We start from the raw sequence: 21,255 nt of genomic DNA, 5'->3' as shown, positions 1-21,255 counted from the left end.
ATCCATGTTCCCCAAGGGCGAGCCCGGGTTTGTTCACCAATCCTTCGGATGGGCCATCGAGTGCTTTACAGGCCATTTCAACGATTACCAGCCCATCGACGCGCGCTACCATGACCTCGAGCATTCGCTCCAGGGCACTCTCTGCCTGGCGCGCCTCCTGGCGGGGCGCCACCGCGCAGGGGCCAATCCTGCAATGTCCCCGCGCCTGTCCCACCTGGCGCTGCTGGCCATCCTCCTGCATGACACCGGCTACCTCAAAAAACGCAATGATACCGAGGGCACCGGCGCTAAGTACACCGTCACTCATGTCCAGCGCAGCGCCTTGTTTGCGGACGAACTCCTCTCACAGAAGGGCTTCGAGCCGCCCGCCATTCTCGCGGTCCAAAACATGATCCGCTGCACCGGCATCAACGCCAATCTCGACGCGATCCCGTTCCAAAGCGATTTGGAAAAGGTCGCCGGCTTTTCTTTGGCCACCGCCGACCTCCTCGGGCAGATGGCGGCCCCCGATTACATCGAGAAGCTCCCCACCCTCTATGCCGAATTCGCAGAGGCTGTCCGCTTTACCCCCGATGCACCCCACTTCATCGCCGGCTTCACCAGCGCCCGAGATTTGATGCAGAATACCGCCGAGTTTTGGAGAAAGACGGTTCTGCCAAAACTCGAAAACCAATTCCTGGGACTCTACCGGTTCCTGAGCGTTCCCTATCCCGGCGGCCCCAACGATTACCTCGACCGCATCGAGGCCAATATTCATCGGCTCGAACAACACCTCAGCCGGATGGCCGACACCGCCGCTTGACTCACGCCGCTGGCCCGAGCATGTCCCGAGATTACATCCTCCAACCCTTCCGGGCGCCGCTGCATCTGCAGATCGATTATGCGCGCGAACTCAACCCGCAGCAGCTCGCGGCAGTCACTGCGCCGCCAGGTCCCTCGCTGGTCATTGCCGGAGCCGGCTCGGGCAAGACCAGAACCCTGATTTACCGCGTCGCATTCCTGCTTGAGCAAGGGATTCCTGCTGAGCGCATCCTGCTGCTGACCTTCACCAATAAAGCCGCCAAAGAAATGATGCGCCGCGTCGCCGACTTGCTCGGCCAGGAACTCGTCGCCCTTTGGGGAGGCACTTTCCACGCCATCGGCAACCGCGTCCTGCGCCAGCACGCGCCGCTCTTGGGGTACCAGCGCGATTTCTCGATTCTCGACCGCGAAGACGCCAAACACCTCGTGGCGGCCTGCATCGCCGAAGCCGGCATTGACGCAAAAGCCACACGCTTCCCTAAACCCGAAGTCGTCGAGGAGATTTTCTCGCTGGCGGTCAACAAACAAAAAAGCATCGACCAAATCCTCAACGAAGAATACGGCCATTTTTCGAATCTGGCTGGGCCCATCGCCGGGCTGCACCAACGCTACGCCGGGCGCAAACGGGCCACGAACGCCATGGATTTCGATGATCTGCTGGCCCTTTGGCTCAAGCTCCTTCGTGAGCAGCCCGACGTCCGCGAGCAGTACCAGCGCCGTTTCCAATTCATCCTCGTGGATGAGTACCAGGACACTAACAAGCTCCAGAGCGACCTGATCGATCTTCTGGCCGAACGCCACCGCAATGTCATGGTCGTGGGCGATGATGCCCAGTCCATCTATGCCTGGCGCGGCGCCAACTACCAAAACATCCTCAAGTTCCCCGAACGCTACCCCGGCGCAGCCCTGTTCAAGATCGAAACCAATTACCGCAGCACGCCGGAAATCCTGGATGTGGCCAACGCCGCCATCGCCGCCAATACGCAACAGTTCGCCAAACAGCTCGCCCCCGCCCGCACGACCGGGCCAAAGCCGGTCGTTGTAGCCTGCAACGATGCCGCGCAACAGGCCCTCTTCGTTGCCCAACGCGTCCTCGAACTGCGCGAAGAAGGCGTGGATTTAAATAAAATGGCTGTCCTCTACCGCTCGCATTTTCATGCCCTCGAACTGCAACTCGAACTGACCCGGCACAATATCCCCTTCAGCATCACCAGCGGCATCCGGTTTTTCGAACAGGCGCATATCAAAGATGTCACTGCCTTTCTCAAATTGATCGTCAATCCTCGCGATGAACTCGCCTTCAAACGACTGGTTCAGCTCTTGCCCGGTATCGGGGCCAAAGGGGGCGATAGACTGTGGAAGGAGTTCTTTGCCACCAGCCAACCAGCTCCAACGGAGCCCGCCCAAACCCCCGTTCCGGCGTTAAACCAGGCCGCGTCCCAGCCAGCGGCCAGGCGCGCCAAGGCCGGCAACGGTGCAGCGCAGGGGAGCGCCCCCGTTGCCGCGAACGAGGCTTCAAAGGGCCAGGCCGGCCCGGCGCCTCACGCCCCTCTTGCCCAACGCTTGCAACGATGTGCCGGCGCCGTTCCAAAAAAAGCCGCAGTCGCCTGGGCCCAGTTCGTTGCCACCATTGCCCAGCTTGAGTCCAAGCCGGTTCATGGCAATGCCTCGAAGATGATTCACCTCGTCATCGAGGCCGGTTACGACGAATACCTCGAAGAAAACTACGCCAACCATCGCGCGCGTCTCGATGACCTCGAACAATTAGCCGTCTTTGCCTTGCAGTTCGCCACGCTCGAAGAGTTCCTGACTCAGCTTGCCTTGCTGAGCAACCTCGAAGCAGAGGACGAGCAGCCTGCCAAACGCGACGACGAACTGCTGCGCCTCTCGACGATTCACCAGTCAAAGGGCCTCGAATTCGACGTGGTGTTTGTTATTATGTTGTGCGATGGCCTTTTCCCCTCGGCGCGCTCGCTTGAAACGCCCGAAGGCGAGGAGGAGGAACGGCGGCTCATGTATGTGGCAACGACGCGGGCGCGCAACGAGTTGTACCTGAGCTACCCGTTGATTCGCGCCAGTTACGGCGCCAGCGGCGACATGATGCAGCACCCTTCCCGTTTCCTGGGGGAAATCTCCAAGGAATTGGTCGAAGAATGGAACCTGAGAACCTATGGGTAAAAGGGTAAAAGGAGTGCCCCGGCCCGGGCGCAGCAAGCACCAAGGTTGGCAGGGAGAGGACTACCGCAGTCCAAGACGCTGGCGCGCCTTCCGGCGCCTTTCCGCGCGAAGCGTCGTGGACTGCGCCAGTCCTCTGGCGCATTTAGGCCGCACCTTGCGTCAGATTCCACTCCCACGCCCAGTGGCATTGAATTGGGCGGGCATGGTCAGACCGAAAGGACATCCAAAAGCGGTTCTGGGTAGATACGGGAGCATCGTACACCTTTGTGCCCGAAGACCGGCTTGCCGGTATTGGTTTAAAGCCGCTTCGCAGTCGCGACTTGGTCCTCGCGGACGGACGCCGTGACCGCCGTTTACTGGGCGAAGCGCTGCTGTCCTTGCCCGAACTGGAAGAGACGTTGACCTGCCCGGTTGTCTTCGCTCCCACCGGTTCGCTTTATCTTCTCGGAGCAACGGCGCTGGAGAATTTCGGAGTTCAGGCGGACCCGACTGTGCAGCGCCTTAAACCGATAGCTGCGCTTATCGGCGGTTACATCGGCTCCCGTCAAGTGGATTCAAAGAGCATCTCTCTTTCCTAATCCACCTGGGCCACGAGATAAAAGCGCTGGTTGGTTTTCAGGGCGCTGGGATCGACCCACGAGCTGGTGCCGGCGGTGGCGGTGATTTGGCCGGCGGTGGTCCAGGTTGGGTCGGTCAGGTTATTTTTGTAGGAGACCTGATAGCTTTTTGCCGAGGCGCTGTTCCAGGAGAGGGTCGCGCCGCTCGGGGAGAGGCTCAAGGCCAGCGGCATGGTATTGCCGCCCACCGCGAGGGTGGCCGAGCCAGGGGCGCCTATGGCATAAGAGGCGTTGGATGCCAGCGTGAGGATGACGCTGCGGCCTGCAATGAAGTTGCTGGAAATCAGCGGAACGATGTTCAGGGTCGTCGAGGACGCCCCCGCCGGGATGGTCACCCCCGGGGCGGATACCTGGTAATCGAGTCCGCTGACGGCTGTGCCGCCCAGGGCATATTGCAGCGGCAGATTGGCCGTGAGATCCCCGCCGCGCGAGAAGGTAAATGTCCCCAGGCTCGGTGTGGTTCGAGACGCCAGTGTGGCTGTGGCATTAACCGTCACGGTCGCCGTGGTGTTCGAGGTCCCGCCCGAACTCAGGCGCCCAGCGGCATCCCACGTTGCGCGCCCGCCATAGAGTGTGAAGGACATACCACTCAGAGTGGCGCCTTCGAGATTGACCTGGTTGGCGGGCACTTTGAGTTGCACCCATTGGCCGGCAGGAGGCAAGGGGCCCATATTGACGCGGCCCGGTGTGCCGTCAGCGCCATAGCCGAGGGAGTCGGCGCCCCAGTAGGCGCGGTGGTCCCAGGAGGTACCGTCGTTCCACTGTAACATCAGCTCGCTGGGCATGTTGTTTGGATCGATATACACCCAGGCATAAAGCACGTCCCCGGTGCCGATGCTCATTGTAGCGGTGGCGTTCTGGAAATAATGCTGGTGCTCACCGGCGCCAATATTGGATTGGTTCGCCAGGGTCCCCGAATGAGGAGTTGGGTTGCTGCTGAGCCATGTCCAGGCATCGCCCCCATCCGCCAAAGCGGCCGCCCCCGCCGGAACGGTGTCATCTATCCAGACAATATTGGGCGAGTTGGCGGTATAGCTTGCCTTGGCAAAGACGCGACGGCCATCCGGCCACTGCGCTTCGGCCTCGACCCATTGGAGGCCATTGTTTTGGGGCGAGTAGGTGAAGGTTTGGCCAAAGATGGGTTCTTGATCGCGCGCTTCCCAAGTAACGCGGGCGCCGCTGAGGTCCATGCCGGGCGCTTGCAAGGAAAGCGTAACCGGTGAGCCGACGGGCACCACCGAGGCCGGCACAACGATCTGAGCGTTGGCCGGAGCGGTCCAGAGCTGGGTTTTATAGGGGCCTTGGGCCGCAAGGAAGGCCAGCATGCCGATGCCGCGAGCCTGGTTGAGCACGACCATTTCGCTGCTGACATTCCAACTGTCGCCCCACCGATCGTAGAACGGGTAAGGGGCGGTTGTCGCGCCGTCGGATGGAAAACAAAGCCCTTCCAATTCGCCGGAGTAATCCCACAGATAGCCGAAGGTGGCGGAGATATTGCCCACGGGAATGCCCGAGGGCGGCAGGACGCGGGTATCATTCAAAGCCCACTGGCTGACAATGTCGCGTTGGCGTTTCCAACCAAGGCCCGTCACATAGGAGACGTTGACCGGATTGCAGCCGCCTTCGAAATTCATGTTGGCGAGCATGGCATTGATGTAAGCCGGGTTTGGGTTCAACTGGTAAGCAACGGCGATGTCAAAGGCCTGGTCGCACGAGAAGTACCAGCCGGCACTTTGGACGGCTTTGGTGTCGATGGGGAAACTGCTGCCGTAGGCGTTCTGCTGGGAGAACGAGACCATGTCATTTGCGCCGGCGGCGATTTGGGCCTGGCACTTGCTTAGGAAGGTGGCGTCGAGCTGGCTGGCCGTGGCGCGCCCGCTTTGGACGGCGAAGGCATAGCTGCGAATGGCGTGGCCATAGCACTCGGACATGTGCCACCAGCCCCAGCGCCACGTGGCCGGGTCCGCCGGATCGAACCAGGAGAGCAGCAGTTGGTGAATGGACGAATCGCCCGTGGCGAGGTACATCTGGCAGGCCGCCCAGGCCATCTCATCGTTATCGGCGAAGTTGTCGCCGTAATGGGTGATCTTCTGGTAGGCGCCGTTCTTGCCGTATTTGTTGACGGCATTCATCAGGAATTGCCAGCCGAGCTTGGCCTTTTGGAGGTATGCGGCGGCGGCGGCTGGATAGGTTTGCTTGAACAGCGGCGACGAGGCGCATTGGGCAAGGGCGGCTACAGAGGCGGCAGTCACCGAGGTGGTTTTAGGCCAGACCACTTGCGGGTCGCCATGGTCAGGCGTGACGTTGCCTTCGTATTCGCGGTTCTGTGGATAAACCAGAAAGTAAAAGCCGCCGTCTGAGTCCTGCATTTTAGCCAGGAAGTCTGCCTCCCATTTGGCTTCCTGCATGACGTCGCTGATGCCGTCGCCGCTTTCGGGGATGCCGAGATTATCCAGCGCGGCGACCCCAGGAAGCGAATCGACAGCGAACATGAGGTAATGGATAAGGCTGGCGCTGTTGATGGTGTATTTGCTGTAATCGCCGGCGTCATGATGTCCGCCAGTGACATCCACCGGCCCCTGGTTGATGTAGGGGAAGAGCTGGGCTGAAGGGCTGGTGAGGGCCGGGGCAATCTGGGTAGGATTGTTCGCGTTGAGCGTGTTGGCGTAACCGGCGATGGTCGTCCAGGTAAACGGGTAGGCCGATGCGGAGGCGGGCACACTGGCCGGAGCCGTATGACAAGCGTCGTGGGTGAAGCGCGTAAAAGGCATGGCAGTATTGGTGCCGCAACGCTGGTGATAGAGTCCGAGCGCATAGGCGCGGGCAAAGGCCATGGCAACCCCATCGTGGATCATGAACGGCAGCGAGCCGCCCATGCCGGGCACTACGAGGCGGTATTCGCCTGGCGTGTTGAAGCTGCTGAAATCAGCCTGGTACACCTTCTGGTAAGGGGTCGGGGAATAGGTATAACCCGAGTCCGGACGCTGGGCCAGGGTGCCTTGATACACCGAATTGCCTGTGGCGGCATCCACGATCTTAAAACCCGCTGAGGCCGGGATGGAGACTTCGCCCATGCTGCCGGCGTAATAGCCGACCATGGCGACCTTGGAGTAATTGGGCATGTAGCCTTCTTCGTTGACGTGGATGGCCGGGCTATAGCGGAGCGGATCGACGGTTGCAATGAATTGCATGCTCGAAGGCCAGAGCGAGCCATCGGTGTTTTTCACCTCGATAGTCTGGTTGTCTGAGATGGGACTGGCCAACTGCAGATAGAGGGAGTTGTCGATACGCAGGTCGTATCCGGCCATCGGCGCATAGAGCGGGCGCCGTTTGAAACCAACCGCTGTGACGGCGACGGTTTGGCCATTGGCCGTGACGGCAAAGGCGCCGGCCCCCGGGGCCTGGAAGTTGCCCAGGCTATCGACCAGGTTCCATTGAGCGACCTGGGCGGGGTCAGGCTGTTTGGTGTTGATAAGTTTGAGTTCGAGCAATGTCGGCGTCAGGACATGCAGGGTATTATCACCCACGTGCGGCAGTTGAGGGGTGACATAATCGATGAGGCTCACGCCGGAGACAGCGTTGGTGCTGGCGACGATGGTGTTGGTGCTCGAGGGCGAATTGGTGCTAACCACCGGCGGGTTGTTGGTCGTTGTGACAGGCGTTGAGTTCGTATCCGTGCCGGTGATGCCTGTCCCCCCAGTCGAGTTGGTGCCGGATCCGACGGTGCCGCCGCCCGAGGTGCTCACGAGTGGCGCGGAGGCCTTCCCTGCGTAGTCCCAGGTGGCGCGTCCGTCGAATTGGCTGAAGGCCATGCCAGAAACGGTGCTGCCTTCGAGCGCTACGGCGCTGGCGGGCACCTGGAGAAGGGCCCATTGGCCTGGGGCAGGCAATGGGCCGACATAAACGCGGCTGGTAGTCCCGGCGGTGCCGTAACCGATATTGTCCTGACCCCAGAACGCGCGGTGTTCCCAGGAACCATCATTCCATTGGAGCATGATTTCGCTCGGGAGGTTATTGGGGTCGAGATAAACATAGGCGAACAGATTGTCGCCGGTATTCACAGCCATGGTTTGGGTGGCGCCCGTGAAGAAATGCTCATGCAGACCGGAGCCGATGCTGGATTGATTTGCCAATGAACCAGAAAATGGGGCTGGATTGCTGCTAACCCAATTCCAGGAGTCACCGCCATCGGAGCTGGGCGAGGCGCCAGCGGGCAGGGCGTCATCGACCCAAACGGTGGCATTGGTCAGGGTGGCGGTATTTGTCGAGGAGGTAGAACCGCCGCTGGCAGGCGCGGTGCCGGTGAGCAGGGCGGAGGATTTGCCGGAATAATCCCAGGTGGCGCGGCCATCATATTGGCTGAAAGACATGCCATTGATAGCGCTGCCTTCGAGGGCAACCTTGCTGGCCGGGACTTGGAGCAAGACCCATTGGCCCGCTGCGGGAACGGGCCCCATGTTGGTGCAACTGGTTGTGCCATCGGTGCCGTAGTTGATTTTGTTAGCGCCCCAATATGCGCGATGTTCCCAGGTGCCGTCGTTCCACTGCAGCATGATCTCACTGGGGATGTTGCTCGGATCAATATAAACGTAAGCAAACAGGATGTCCCCGGAATTGATGCTCAAGGTCTGTGTCGCACTCATGAAGAAGTGCTGGTGCAGGCCATAGGCAACTGCGGATTGGTTTGCCAGCGAGCCGGAGTACGGGGTCGGGTTGCTGCTGACCCAATTCCAGGCGTCGCCGCCGTCGCTGCCCGGGACGGCGCCTGCGGGGAGCGCATCATCGATCCAGACGGTGAGATTTGGGGAGGCGCCAGTGCTGTTTGTGCTGGAGGTGCCGGTGGTGCCACCGGTGCCCGAAGTGTTTGTGCCGCCACCGGAAGCGGTGGTGGTTGAGACAACGCCGGCGGCTTTGCCGGTGTAATCCCAGGTGGCGCGTCCATCAAACTGGCTGAAAGCGATGCCCACAGCGGTGGCGCCGCCCATACCGACCTGGCTGGCCGGGACCTGGAGCAGTGCCCATTGGCCTGCGGCGGGCAGCGGCCCCATGTAAGAGCGGCTGGCGGTGCCGTCGGTGCCGTAGGTGATGTTGTTAGCACCCCAATAAGCGCGGTGGTCCCACGAGGCGCCGTCGTGCCATTGGAGCATCAGCTCGCTGGGGGGATTGTTGGGGTCGATATAGACGTAAGCAAAGAGTGTATCGCCGGAATTGATGCTGAGGCCTTGAGATGCCCAGGAGAAAAAGTGCTCGTGGAGGCCAGGGGCAACGCTGGACTGATTGGCCAGCGCGCCGGAGAAGGGACCGGGATTGCTGCTGATCCAGTTCCAGGAATCACCGCCATCAGCACCGGCCACAGCGCCGGCGGGCAAGGTGTCATCCACCCAGGCGAGCGGGCTGACCAGAGTGTTGGTGGTGCTGGTGCTGGAAACGGTCCCGGTCGAGTTGGTCGAGCCGGACGACCCAACGGTGTTGGTGCCGCCGTTTGAAGGCGTTGTGCCGGTGAGCAATGCCGAGGATTTGCCGGCGTAATCCCACGTGGCGCGTCCGTCGTACTGGCTGAAGGCCATGCCAGGGACGGTGCTGCCTTCCAGGGCGACCTTGCTGGCGGGGACCTGGAGGAGGACCCATTGACCCGCAGCGGGGAGCGGCCCCATATAAACGCGGCTGGTTGTACCGTCAGAGCCGTAATTGATGTTATCAGCGCCCCAGTACGCCCGATGTTCCCAGGAAGAGCCGTCGTTCCACTGGAGCATAATTTGGCTGGGGAGATTATTGGGATCGAGATAGACATAGGCGAACAAGATGTCGCCGGTGTTGACCGTCAGGGGCTGGGTCGCCCCGGTGAAGAAGTGCTGGTGGAGACCGGCGCTAATCGTGGATTGATTAGCCAGGCTGCCGGAGAAGGGAGCAGGGTTGCTGCTGACCCAATTCCAGGCGTCGCCACCGTCGGTGCCGGCAGTAGCCCCGGCGGGCAGGGCGTCGTCAACCCAGGCGACCAGGTTGGGGCTGGTTCCAGTGGGTGTCACGCTGTTGGTCGAGCCCGTGCCCCCGGTGCTCGAAACAGTTCCATTAGTGCCCGAGGTTGAGCCGGAAGTGCCGGTCACGCCCAGGTAGCCAGTCGCGCTGCCGACCGGCGCCAGGAACGCGCCTTCGCTGGGGTTAAAGTAGGTGCCGCTCGAAGAAGTCTCGAGTTTCACGGCGCGAACCATGTAATCGGAGGCGCCTGAGGCGCTGGAATCGGTAAAGGTTGTGCCGGTAATGGGTGTGGTGGTGAGGCGGGCAAATGAGTTGTTGGTGCCCGAGGCGCGATAAATGTGATAGCCGACGACCGAATCAGTGGAAGCCGTCCAGTTCAGGGTGACGGCGCTGCCGTTAGTTGTGGCGGCAATATTGGATGGGGGCACGACGGCGTGCATGCGCAGAGTGGGGTCGCCCATCAGAGCGATATGGATTTCGCCTGCGGCGCTGTTGACTTCATTGGAATAAATCCCGCCCGGGCCATTGTTTTGTGTCAGGCGCGCGGAAAAGCCGATGGGCATGCCCAAGGCCATGTGGTGCAAGAACCAATGCGGACGCCCGGACCAGGCACAGGTCAGGCCGCAGGAGGGCAAGGCCAGGACGCAGCGCATGATATTGTCTTTGGCATCCCAATCGCCCAACCAGCTCCCGAACAGGAGGGTAAAGGCGGCTTTGATGTCGTTGGTGTAGAGCTCGGGTGTTGTGACGTCGTTATAGGAATCGCTGTTGCCCAGCCCGGCGATGCTGGTAAAACTGCCTGCGCCGCAGCCGTAGGCCCACAGATAGGCGTTGGTGCTGAGGATAGGGGTCCAGGCGCCCATGGTCTGGTCGGTGGTGACGTTGTTGGCGCCGAAGAACGGGGCGAAATTGCGCCAACCGCTCGCCGCGAAGGCCTCGCCGCTGCGCACGCCGAAGAAGTCGCCGACGATGCCGCGCCGGGGCAGGTCCATCTGCTTGGTGCGGAAATTGTGGTCTTTGTTGAGGTAATTGCGCAATAACTCCAGTTCGCTGGGCATGGTCGTGGGGCCGCCATACCACAGTTCACCCGGCATATTGGCCAGGTCCACCCGGCCAACCATGAGTTTGATCGGAGCAGGGAACGAGCTTTGATCGAATTTGCCGTCGCCGGGGACGTTTGTGTTCCGGGGATCATATTGGCCGGTGACGTTGACCGAGTTATCGGTCCAAATGCCGTCCATGTCGCCGTAGTAACCGTCGCAAGGCCAGGCCCCCTGGTGATCGGGGGTATGGCCGTCCGGGACAATGTTCCCCGAGTATGGGACTGGGACGTGGCCGAAGAGGAAGACGCAATTCACGTTGGCCGGATCGGCTGCGTATTGGGCCTTGATGAGATTCTTAACGCTGACGACCGAGTCGGAGCGGTTGACGAAGATCGGGATAACGGTCCAGCCGTCGCCGACGAGGTCCTGTTGGAGGCGGGCCAGCTCGTTGGTGAGGCTGGCGGCATAAGTGTTATCGATGACCAGGAGCAGTTTGCCGCGGCTATCGGTCATGGGAACATTGATGCCCGAATAGACATAGCCGTAACCGGTGTATTGGGAGGTGACTTTAACCACCTGGTACTCATAAGGGGTGCCGACGGTGACGTGGTTGTCGGTGTAACTGGTGGCGGTGGCCGGGAGAAGGACGCCGGCGCCCCAGGAGCTATCCGAGGGAGCTTTTCGATAAACTGTATAGCTGTTGGGGAGCATGTACTGGTCTTGGGGCCAGCTCAGAGTTATCTGAGCGGGAGTGGCCTGGACCGCGGCGCTGACCTGGACAGAGAATTCCCACGTCATTTCCGTAGCGCGGACCGTATGCGTGACCGCGAACAGAGACAGCAGGCTCAATACGAGAGATATAGCTTTTCTCATAGTGCGAACACCTTGTCGATTGGGTGCAGGCTTAAAAATCGGAAGGGCTCCTGTAATCCTGTCCGCCTCCAGCGAAGGGTTTTTGTCGGTGTTTGGCTGACAAACCGGGACCGGAAAGGACAAGTTCCTTGAGGAATTAATTAAGAAAACCGCGGATTATAATGTTGGAATGCAGCGGTCCCGATTAAAGGTTGAAATCAGAATTCGAGGGGGTAGTATTCTCGCGTGGCGGCCTCGTGGAGGCCGGCACAATGGTTCGGGGCGTAGCGTAGCTTGGTAGCGCGTCTGAATGGGGTTCAGAAGGTCGTGAGTTCAAATCTCACCGCCCCGACCATTTGTAATGAAAACGGCAGGTCAGACGCAAGCTTCCCGGAGTGAAACCTGCTGAATTAAAAGCTGCAAAGCGATGAGGATTCTGATGAATATCGCAGCGGCGGCGGTGATGCTGGTTGCAGCTTGTTTACCCCTGAGAGGCTTCGGCCAGTTGAGCCGAGGTGACCGGTATGCCGGCGCGCCATGGGCGACGCGGTCGCCCGTTCTGGCGCAAAACGGGATGGCGGCGACCGAACAGCCGCTGGCTACGCAGATCGCCATCGATATCCTCAAGAAGGGAGGCAGCGCGGTGGATGCGGCCATAGCGGCCAACGCGGCGATAGGTTTGATGCAGCCGGTACTGAATGGTATTGGCGGTGATCTGTTCGCCATTGTCTATGATCCCAAGACCAGGCAGCTTTACGGCTATAACGGCTCGGGCCGCTCGCCGAAAAATCGAGGCCTGACCCGCTTAAACGAGGAGGTCCGAGCGGCCTACCAGAAAGCCGGAGAGCCTTACCGAGCGCATATCCCGCCTGTCGGCTCGTTACCCGTGACGGTGCCGGGGACAGTAGATGCCTGGTTCGCGCTCCACAGCCGGTTCGGCAAGCTGCCCATGAAGGAAGATTTGCAACCGGCAATACAATACGCAAGGAACGGCTTTCCCGTAACGCAACTGATCGCGCGTTACTGGAAAGGAAACATGGCGTCATTTGAAAAGCACAAGAAACTCATCGAGGAACTCGACAACGCCCGCGCTACCTATCTGATCGACGGGCATACCCCGGAGGAAGGGGAGGTTTTCCGCAATCCGGACCTGGCCAACACGCTTTCGGTTTTGGCAAAGAAAGGGCGGGAGGCCTTTTACAGGGGTGAACTCGCGCACCGGATGGCCTCATATTTCGAGCGGATAGGGGCCGACCTGCGCTACGATGATTTTGCGGGCCATCGCGGCGAATGGGTCGAGCCGCTGTCGGTCAACTACCGCGGTTACGAGGTGTATGAGCTTCCACCCAACGGCCAGGGCGGCGCGGTTCTGGAAATGTTGCAGATTCTGAAGGGCTACGACCTAAGGAAGATGGGGGCGGGTTCCGCGGATACGCTGATTGTCCTGCTGGAAGCCAAGCGGCTGGCATACGAAGACCTGGCCAGGTGGTATGCGGACCCGGCGTTTGTGCAGGTGCCGATGAAGGGACTGATTTCGGAGTCTTACGCGAGGCAGCGGCGTCATCTCATCCATCTTGACCACGCCAATATGGACGTTGGTCCGGGGGCTCCGAACCCGAAAGATGGTGACACCATTTACCTGACTACAGCCGACAAAGACGGCATGATGGTGTCGTTGATCCAGTCCAATTACCGGGGCATGGGCTCCGGGTTGGTCGCCGACCATCTGGGTTTCATGTTCCAGGACCGGGGCGAGTTGTTCGCGCTCAATCCGAATGCAGCCAATGTTTATGGGCCGGGTAAAAGGCCTTTCCACACGATTATACCCGCGTTCGTGATGAAGGAGGGCAGGCCCTTCCTGTCGTTTGGGGTGATGGGGGGCGACATGCAGCCTCAAGGCCACGTGCAAATCCTGACCGATATCATCGATTTTGGCATGAACGTGCAGGAAGCCGGAGACGCCGCGCGCTGGCGTCACATTGGCAATGCGGAACCGACCGGCGAACCATCACAGGGGATCGGGACGGTGGAAATGGAATCCGGGTTCGCTCCGGAGGTGAAGGCGGAACTTGAAAGGCGCGGTTACAAAGTAGTGCCGGGCACCGGCGGGTTTGGCGGCTATCAGGCAATCGAGTTCGACGCGACGAACCACGTTTATTGGGGCGCATCGGAGATGCGCAAGGACGGCGAAGCGATGGGGTACTGAGAAGCGGATAGCGCAGAAACTACTCGTAATCGGTTAGTGACGGCGGGCGCTGCCGCCTAAAGGCGGCGTTCCGCGCGTCCGGAACGCCGGCTTCAGCCGGCAGCCCCGTAGTCACTGAGGCATTACAACTACTCTCATTCCCTCATTGACTTCTGCGGCTGGGTGGGTTTGAATCATCCTATAAGAAGGCTGGGCGGGCGAGCCAAAGACCCTACGCGCCATGCGCGTGAGAATAGAAAGCGGTATTATGGCCGCAGATCACGAAAAATGGCCCAACCGCCGGGCGTTGTTGTTGTATGCAGCCGGTTTTTGCATGCTGGCATTCGCCTTTTTATTTCCTGACGAGGCTTATTGGGAAGGCCGCTCCTTTTTCAACGTGGCTCGCCAATCCCCTTGGAACCACTGGTGGGATTGGCCAGCCGCCTGGTGCAGCGTCAAAATCATTCTTCTGAGCCTGGGCGTCTTTTCTATCATGACCGCCCTGCGCCGAATGCTAAAGGTTTCCCGATGCTGGGCCAAAGCGATTCTGCTGCTCAGCAGTGTCTCGAGCCTGGTGTGCGCCCTGGGCGTTTACTATTTGCTCAAGGCGCTGCTCTGAAAGCCTCTCAGCTTCAGACCCCCATCAAATGCTCCAACACCATTTGGTCCAGGGAGGCGTAATCGCGTTGGGCAACGAGGGCTTGGGCTTTCTTTTCGTTGAATGCTCGCGCCTTTTTCAGGAGCAGGAGAAAAGTGCGCCGGCTGTTTTCCAAATGCGCCAGCCAATGCTCGGTTTTTGTCGTGCGGAAGGGATGCACATCGAAGCAGACAAATTCGCCATGTTTGCCGTAGCCGTTGCGCTCCAGGGCGCGGACCTGGTTGAAGGCAACTCGCAAATTCGAGCTGGCGAACGGTTTGTCCTGGTCGAACTTCAGGCCGTTTTGGTCGTTCAGGTGAAGCGACCATAATTTCCCAAAGGTCATGGCGAAATCGATTTCATCTGCCGGGTCCAGGCCGGCCAACAGTGCGTGAGCGGACTCGATGAGGCACCCGACGCGTTTGGGGTCGCGGGTCAATTGCGCGATGGCCAGGGCATGGCCGATGGTGGGCAGATAGGCGTGGTCCATCGGTTCGTTGGGCTTGGGCTCGATGGCCAGGCGGATTCTCTTATCATGCGCCAGCATCTTATCGAGGGCCTCGACCAACAGATCGAAGCTGCGCCGTCCGTTTTTGGCCTCGCGCAGATAAGTGCCCTCCCGCGCCAACCAGAGGACGATCAGATCGGTGTCGAGATAATTGGCGATGTCAATCGACCGGAGTGAGCGCTCGATGGCATAGCGGCGGCATTTGGGATCGTTGCTGGTATATGCGCCGTCAATGGTCATCGGACTAAACCAAAGGCGCGGCGCGACCATCTCGGCCACGACGCCCAGGTCGTCCAGCCTTTTCTTGAGCGTCTTTGCCTCTTTGCGGAGCTGTTGGTCGGATTTGCCGTCGATATCGGGAACCGCGTCGTCATCGTGAAACATCATGGCGTCGAACCCGAGCTTCTTGAGTTGTTCAAGTTTCCAGTCGAAGGTCTGTGCAGGGCGGGTGGTGGGGCCGTAGGGGTCCTGACCTTCGCTGATGTTCCATGGACCGAAGCAGAATCGATATTGGTTTTTTGGCATAGTAAGGGGCGACCTTAGCGCGGCGGGATTCAAAGAACAGCAAAAAAATGAGTGCAATGAGCCGGCCTGTTCTATAGGATGTTGGCGAGGCCGAGGGTGCGGTTTCCTCGGCAGCAGCCGATGCGCAGAGGTGAGTTATGCAAACCAATGAAGCCGCACCCCTAAGCGGGGCGCTGGGCCGGGTGATGTTTCTCGATGGCCGCGGAGAGTTGCCCATGCTGGAGGTGACTACTCGCTGGAGCACCGCGGAGATTTACCTTCACGGCGCCCACGTGACCCACTTCCGCAAAAATGGCGAACCCCCGCTGCTGTTTATGAGCCAGTGCAGCCGGTTTGCGCCGGAGCAGCCTATCCGAGGCGGAATCCCTATCATTTTTCCGTGGTTCGGCATGCGTGAGGGGTTCGGCCAGCACGGTTTCGCCCGGGTAAAAGAGTGGGAACTCAAGGAGTTCTCACCCGCTCCCGACGGGAGCGTCAGCATTCGGTTTCGTCTGCCCGAATGCCCCGAGGCCGGCTCGATTCCAGCGTTCACAGCCGACTACACGGTCACAGTCGATGAGGCATTGAGCCTGCAATTGACCGTCACCAACCAATCAAAGGAGGAGTCCTTCACGTTTGAGAACTGTCTTCACTCTTATTTTGAGGTAGGGGACATTACGGCGGTTTCCATTAAGGGGCTGAAAGGGGGCGGTTACCTGGACAAGGTTGACCATTTCGCCCGCAAGACCGAGAGGCAGGAAAGCATCCGCATTGAATCCGAGGTGGACCGCATCTATTTGGACACGATCAATCCCGTTGAGATTGTGGACGAGCGACTGCGGCGCAGCATCCGCGTGGAAAAACAAAGCGCTCTCTCGACGGTAGTCTGGAATCCCTGGATTGCCAAAGCCCAGCAAATGCCTGATTTCGGCAATGACGAGTACCAGCGCATGGTGTGTGTCGAGCCCGGCAACGTTTCCTCAAACCAAATCAGCCTGCCGCCGGGCGAGAGTTCGAGCCTCAGGATCCGGCTCACATCGCAACCGCTGGCGCCCTGAGAGGGTGGCATTCAATTCTTCTCCAGCACCACCCGCAGCGTCAGGTCCGAGCCAGCATTCACCGTGAGCGCTTTGCGATAATCTTTAAAACCGGTTTTCCTGACCTCGACCAGGTGCGAACCCTGGGCGAGCTTCAGCTTTGCCGGCGGGTTTCCAACGAACGCGCCATCCACGAAAATTTCACTGTCTAGCTCGTTCAGGTTCACCGAGACGAAACCCGTGGCCGAGCCAGAGGAAATGGGGTCTGAGGGGGGTGCAGAGGCGTTGATGGGTTTGAAGTCGCGGGCGGTGCGCTGGGCCTGGGCGATTTGCTCCGGGCTCATGGAGGTTTCGATTTTGGCGATGCTGACGCGGATGTCGGGAGCCATTTCGTCGTCCTGTGCGGCAGACAGGAGGAACCACTTGTAGGCCTGCAAATAATCCTGGGCCATTCCTTCGCCTTTTTCGAAGCAGGCGCCCAGGCGGTTCTGGGCGGGTGCATAGCCCTTGTCGGCAGCCAGGCGAGTCCATTTGACCGCCTCCTCGATATCCTTCACCACCCCGGCGCCTTCAAAATAGCATTGGGCAAGTTGAAATTGGGCTGGAGGGTAGCCTTGCTGGGCCGCTTTGAGGAACCAGCGGGCGGCCTCGGAGTAGTTCTCGCCAACGCCGGAGCCGCGCGCCGAGCAAGCGCCCAGTTCATACTGCGCTTCGGGCAGGCCTTGCTCGGCTGCCTTGCGAAACCAGTTGACGGCCTCGAAAGAGTTGGGCTTCAGACCTGAACCGCTGGCATAATCGAGGCCCAATCGGTATTGGGCGCGAGCCAGGCCTTGCTCGGCGGCTTTGCGATGCCACCGGGCAGCCTTGGACAGGTCCTTGGCCACACCGGCGCCGGTGGCATAAAGGGAACCAAGACGTAACTGCGACTCCGCATCTCCTTTTTCTGCCTGCGCCTTGACCTGGGCGAATAGTTCGCGGTCGGCTTGGGCCGGCTGCGACAGACAAGACATGGCCAGGCCGGCCCAGAGCACGAGGAAAACTACTCTCCAACGGTCTATTTTCACAATCGGTAGCGTAAAGGTTTTCTGCGCGCTGGCAAGTATTGGATGACCGCAGGTCCGCTCCCTGGCAGTCCCCTAAATCGTAGCAGCCAACGCCAGGAGGCTCTGATCCTCGCCTGTCATAGCCCCTGCTCCCACAGCTCGACAGCTCGAACTTGTTCCGGTGTATGAGGAGATGCCTTGATTCCACCAGGCATCAGCTTCCGCAGTTCTGACACCGCATGAAGAATCGCCTAATTTAGGCTGAACGCATTCCAGACGTCTTCAGCAAAGCAAAGCGTAGCCAGGTCATGGCCCCCGTCCGCTCGCAGGGCAAAGCCGCAATTTGGCTCCGCGCCCCGCGGCAGTGCTCGGCGGGCGCTCTTGTCCCCCGACCAGCCCCGCCACGGCACCACAAGTTCTTCGCGCCCTTCAGCTCCTCTGTAGAGCCGCCTTTGCAGTCTGAACGCCACCGCTCTAAAGCGACCATGTCGAGGATCTGCTCGTCCAGGCCGCCAGGCTGGTTCCCAGCGGCAGCAGTAATGCAAAGCCAGCGCGCCCTTTGGTCGCCGGCTTTGTTTGGACGCCTCCTTGCGCAAGCAGTTGAGCCTCCCTCCAAAACGTATTGTCCACATGACAAGACCTGACCCCAATGCTTCGAACAACAGGAATTGCATCGCGGAGCGACGCCTGAAATCCAAACCACGGTTTCAACCGTCGCTCCGCGACCCGCAAAGGGGCGGTCTCCCCAGCGTGCTCCATGGTTCCCAGGCTTGCTACCGTTTGTGGTTTTGCCCATCTTGGGCGCATTCGGCACCCGCGCTATGTCAGACGTCTGGTCACGCCAAGAAGTCGAAGCCGCTGTGGCGGACTACCCCGTCGCTGGTAAGGTAATCCTGGAGGGCTGGAACCAACTCCTGCACGATGACCTCGTACGCCCGGTTAAACTCTCCGTTGGACCAGAGTTCATTCAGGCGACCATCAATGCTCTTGAGATTTTGGCTCATGCGGCATGCCGCTAGTTACCAAGACGAGGGCCGTTACAGCAAGGTATGGTTCCGAGGCGGGTGGGTGGCTGTGGGCGCGTGGATGCGGGCGGGCGGCGATGGAGCGGATGATGCGGATTCACCTGCTCATCGAGAACCCGGAGTATCCCAATTGCACGGTGAAAGGGAGTCAAACAATAGAAAAAGTTCGGTCTTAATTCTCTGACCTTTGTGTGAAAGCATTGGGGACACGTCTGGGTCACGTCTTGTCATTTAGACATTGCTCCTTAACTCGACGGCCCCGGCTGGTTCTATAGGCACACGGCACGGGCCCTGCCCATCGAACGGCCCTGAACCGTGCCCTCATCCCAAATGCAAAATGTCCAGGTCTCCCCAACGTTGCCTCAGATATTCCGCTACCAAACGACGGTGGCAATGATGAGGTTTGTCTTCGCTACAGAGCAAACAACCCTCGGCGACTATTTCCTTGGGGATATGCTCCTCAATCCGCCGCTTGCTACGAAGGCGATCTGCCGCTCCTGGCGCAACAGAACCTCGTTCAAGAGTTCCTCCCGTGATCGAAACAGATCCTCTCGCGGGACGCCGGTCAGATCAAACAGGCGATCCATCGCTACCGCGTGAGGTTCGAGGCGGCCATCGGCATGGATATACCCGTCCCCTCCGCGCCTTGAACCTTCCCATCCACCCTCTGTCTCTCCTCTATCGCTGCCGACTGCTCGGCCAGCTCGACCTTCACCCGTTCCAGCTCCGCTTTCGGTATATACCGCCGAAAGGTCTCCATCATCTCCTCCTGCACATAACCCTTTGCCACCTCCGTCCCAATCCGCATCGTTCGCGGTGTGATGCCATACGGACGCAACTGTCGCGCCAGCCACGCCTCAGTTATCGGCTTGCCCTTCCTCAGCTCCGCCCAGGGCCGCTCGTCGCAAGCCGTCAACGCCGTCACCACGTCCCGGCTGAATACCCGTTCCTTGTGCCCCAGAATAAAAACAAAGAAGATGTCCAACAGCAACGACCCCGCCGGACTGTGCCCCTGTGCCCGGGCAGTCAACCCTTTCGCCGCTTCTCGCGCCATCTCCGGCCACCGCCCGCCAGCCGCATCCGCCAGCGCCAGCAGCGGTTCCCAGATGTCCGCCGCCCGGTTCGTCAGCCCCTTTGGTATCTGTGGCTCCGCCTTCGCTATCTCTTCCGCGTGGTCCGCCACAAACCGCGCGCACTTCCGCTTCAGTTCCGTCGCCTCCAGCAACTTTAACCGCGCGCATTCCTCGTTCTCCGTCTTGCGATGCATCCGGATCACAATGCAACGGCTCGCCAATGTCGGGTCCAAATTCCCAATCGTCGCAATTGCCTTCGGGCACCATGTCGAATACCGCGTTACATGCCCCGCCTGGCTCATCCCTTCGCTTCCCTCTTTCCCCGCTCCCGCCTCCCCATCTTCCGGCAGCGGGTCATACGATATCCGCCATACATAAGCCGTGTGCTTCGTGTAGCCCCCGTTGAATATCCCCGTCAGCTCGTCGCGGCCCCTCAGCGTCGTGTCCCCCTCGTCCAGCAGCAACGTCGGGTCCATCTCCTCGATTACATGGTAAAACGCTGATGAACTGATGTTCGAGGACACCGCCGGACGGTCCACAAAATAGCTCAGCAACATCAATAACGTCGATTTCCCGCATTCCTTCTCCGGCGACTCTATCCCAAGATACGCCGTCACATCCCGCAGACGGAACGCAAAGGTGTGCAATATCCACAAAGCTACCGTTTCTGCCGCCCACCTCGGAAATACCACGAAACGCGCCAATTCCGCCACTAATCGGTCCAGCAATTCCGCACCGTTCACCGGCTCGTGCCACGGCTCTACCACCGGCATCTCCACCCGGCGCGGCCCCCGCCCTTTAACAAACCCGCCGTTCCCATTCCCACCATTGCCGCCATTCCATCCGTTCTTGCCTCCAGCTTCCCCGGATGGCCCGCTAACCGGGTGCTCCGGCGCCTTTGCCTCGTCAGAGGAGTCTGCAACGCGCGCTACAACCGTAAGCTGCTGAGGTTTCTCCCTCTCCCTTTCCAAAGGGGAGAGGGTCGGGGAGAGGGGTCCCCTTGTTCCCTCTGTCTGTATTCTTCCCAATGACGCAATCTCCTTCGGCTTTTCATTGGTTTGACCTGCTTTGCATTCCGAATTCTCGATACTCATCTGCTATGCCCTTTCCAGGACGGCTCGGCAGCTTTCTTTGCCCGCCTCATTCAACCCAAGGTCGGGCAATCGCCAAAAAAACGCCGTCCAATCCTTAATTAGCAGCGGTTTCTATTCCAGTTAGCTCTCACAGCATAAGTTATCGAAAACAATAATCTTTTCCATAACACAAACTGGCGTGCTCTCCCCTGTACCCCAGGCGTCCCCGCCGGAGAGTTCACCAGGCCTCTCGCCTGGTGTTTCCTCCTTCCCGAACCGGCCCCGCCATCTCGCCCGATTCTTCCTCGTATTCAGTGAGGGCATTCCGCGGTTCAAAGATCCGTTAGGCCAGGTTTTGGATCGCCCTTGTCCCCCTTCGTTCCCTACGTTATCTCTTCTTCAACCGCAAAGGGTAGGTCGCTCCCCGCTCCTCGCCCTACGCCCCCCGTCCCCTCTTTTGTAACGCTTTGCAACACCCTGTAACGCCTTTGTAACGCCCTTGTAACGGTTTGATCTTCAAAATCCTTCGGTTTTATGCGGGTTGTAACGGTGTAACGCCCTGTAGCACCTAAACACTCCCCCCCTCCCCCTCTCCCTGTTCCCTGGCTATCCAAATCTTGGACACTCTCAGCCTTCCTGTAACCAGATGTCACCTGTTGTCGCCAATGGTCACCAATGGTCACCACAAATCGGGCCCCCCCTC

At 59.8% G+C, this 21,255-nt stretch carries 12 protein-coding genes and 1 tRNA gene; 7 read left to right on the top strand and 6 right to left on the bottom strand.

The window, feature by feature from the left end; genetic code table 11:
* The 3 genes from VG146_21515 to VG146_21505 form a co-directional block, all read left to right on the top strand.
* A partial coding sequence (locus tag VG146_21515) for a hypothetical protein (GenBank protein HEV2394936.1) occupies positions 1 to 802 on the top strand: 802 nt, incomplete at its 5' end.
* A gap of 20 nt (positions 803 to 822) precedes the next feature.
* Positions 823 to 2,979, top strand: a complete 2,157-nt coding sequence (locus VG146_21510) for an ATP-dependent helicase (GenBank protein ID HEV2394935.1) — start codon at positions 823 to 825, stop codon at positions 2,977 to 2,979.
* Positions 2,980 to 3,245: 266 nt separating this feature from the next.
* Complete coding sequence (locus VG146_21505) at positions 3,246 to 3,557, top strand: hypothetical protein (GenBank protein ID HEV2394934.1); 312 nt, start codon at positions 3,246 to 3,248, stop codon at positions 3,555 to 3,557.
* Here the strand turns inward: VG146_21505 and VG146_21500 are convergent.
* Positions 3,554 to 11,488 carry a glycoside hydrolase family 9 protein gene (locus VG146_21500; protein ID HEV2394933.1) on the bottom strand — a complete coding sequence of 2,645 codons (7,935 nt, stop codon included), beginning with the start codon at positions 11,486 to 11,488 and terminating at the stop codon, positions 3,554 to 3,556. The genes VG146_21505 and VG146_21500 overlap by 4 nt on opposite strands.
* A gap of 257 nt (positions 11,489 to 11,745) precedes the next feature.
* Here VG146_21500 and VG146_21495 point away from each other — a divergent pair.
* The 3 genes from VG146_21495 (at position 11,746) to VG146_21485 (ending at position 14,271) form a co-directional block, all read left to right on the top strand.
* Positions 11,746 to 11,822 (top strand) — tRNA-Pro (locus VG146_21495).
* 72 nt (positions 11,823 to 11,894) lie between these two features.
* A complete protein-coding gene (ggt, locus tag VG146_21490) occupies positions 11,895 to 13,673 on the top strand; it encodes a gamma-glutamyltransferase (protein ID HEV2394932.1) in 1,779 nt (592 codons plus the stop codon).
* A gap of 247 nt (positions 13,674 to 13,920) precedes the next feature.
* Entirely contained in the window at positions 13,921 to 14,271 is a 351-nt protein-coding gene (locus VG146_21485) for a hypothetical protein (GenBank protein HEV2394931.1), read from the top strand.
* A gap of 13 nt (positions 14,272 to 14,284) precedes the next feature.
* Here VG146_21485 and VG146_21480 read toward each other — a convergent pair whose 3' ends face one another.
* Positions 14,285 to 15,322, bottom strand: coding sequence for a TIM barrel protein (locus VG146_21480; protein HEV2394930.1), 1,038 nt, complete (start codon positions 15,320 to 15,322; stop codon positions 14,285 to 14,287).
* 137 nt (positions 15,323 to 15,459) lie between these two features.
* On the opposite strand from VG146_21480, the gene VG146_21475 reads away from it, so the two are divergent.
* Entirely contained in the window at positions 15,460 to 16,359 is a 900-nt protein-coding gene (locus VG146_21475) for a D-hexose-6-phosphate mutarotase (protein HEV2394929.1), read from the top strand.
* A gap of 11 nt (positions 16,360 to 16,370) precedes the next feature.
* On the opposite strand, the gene VG146_21470 is transcribed toward VG146_21475, so the two are convergent.
* From VG146_21470 to VG146_21455, 4 genes are all read right to left on the bottom strand, one after another.
* On the bottom strand, positions 16,371 to 17,402 hold the full coding sequence (locus VG146_21470) for a PEGA domain-containing protein (protein ID HEV2394928.1): 1,032 nt from the start codon (positions 17,400 to 17,402) through the stop codon (positions 16,371 to 16,373).
* A gap of 815 nt (positions 17,403 to 18,217) precedes the next feature.
* Positions 18,218 to 18,385 (bottom strand): hypothetical protein, encoded by a 168-nt coding sequence (locus VG146_21465; GenBank protein HEV2394927.1) that lies wholly within the window; start codon positions 18,383 to 18,385, stop codon positions 18,218 to 18,220.
* Positions 18,386 to 18,727: 342 nt separating this feature from the next.
* A complete protein-coding gene (locus VG146_21460; GenBank protein HEV2394926.1) occupies positions 18,728 to 18,871 on the bottom strand; it encodes a DUF488 family protein in 144 nt (47 codons plus the stop codon).
* Positions 18,872 to 18,995: 124 nt separating this feature from the next.
* Positions 18,996 to 20,573: a DUF3631 domain-containing protein gene (locus VG146_21455; protein HEV2394925.1), complete on the bottom strand. Its 1,578-nt coding sequence runs from the start codon at positions 20,571 to 20,573 to the stop codon at positions 18,996 to 18,998.
* Between the last annotated feature and the right edge of the window lie 682 nt (positions 20,574 to 21,255).

It is taken from the genome of Verrucomicrobiia bacterium (assembly GCA_035946615.1).
GTDB lineage: Bacteria > Verrucomicrobiota > Verrucomicrobiia > Limisphaerales > UBA8199 > DASYZB01.
Note: the sequence above shows the minus strand (reverse complement) of the source record. Positions and strands in the feature narration are given on the sequence as shown.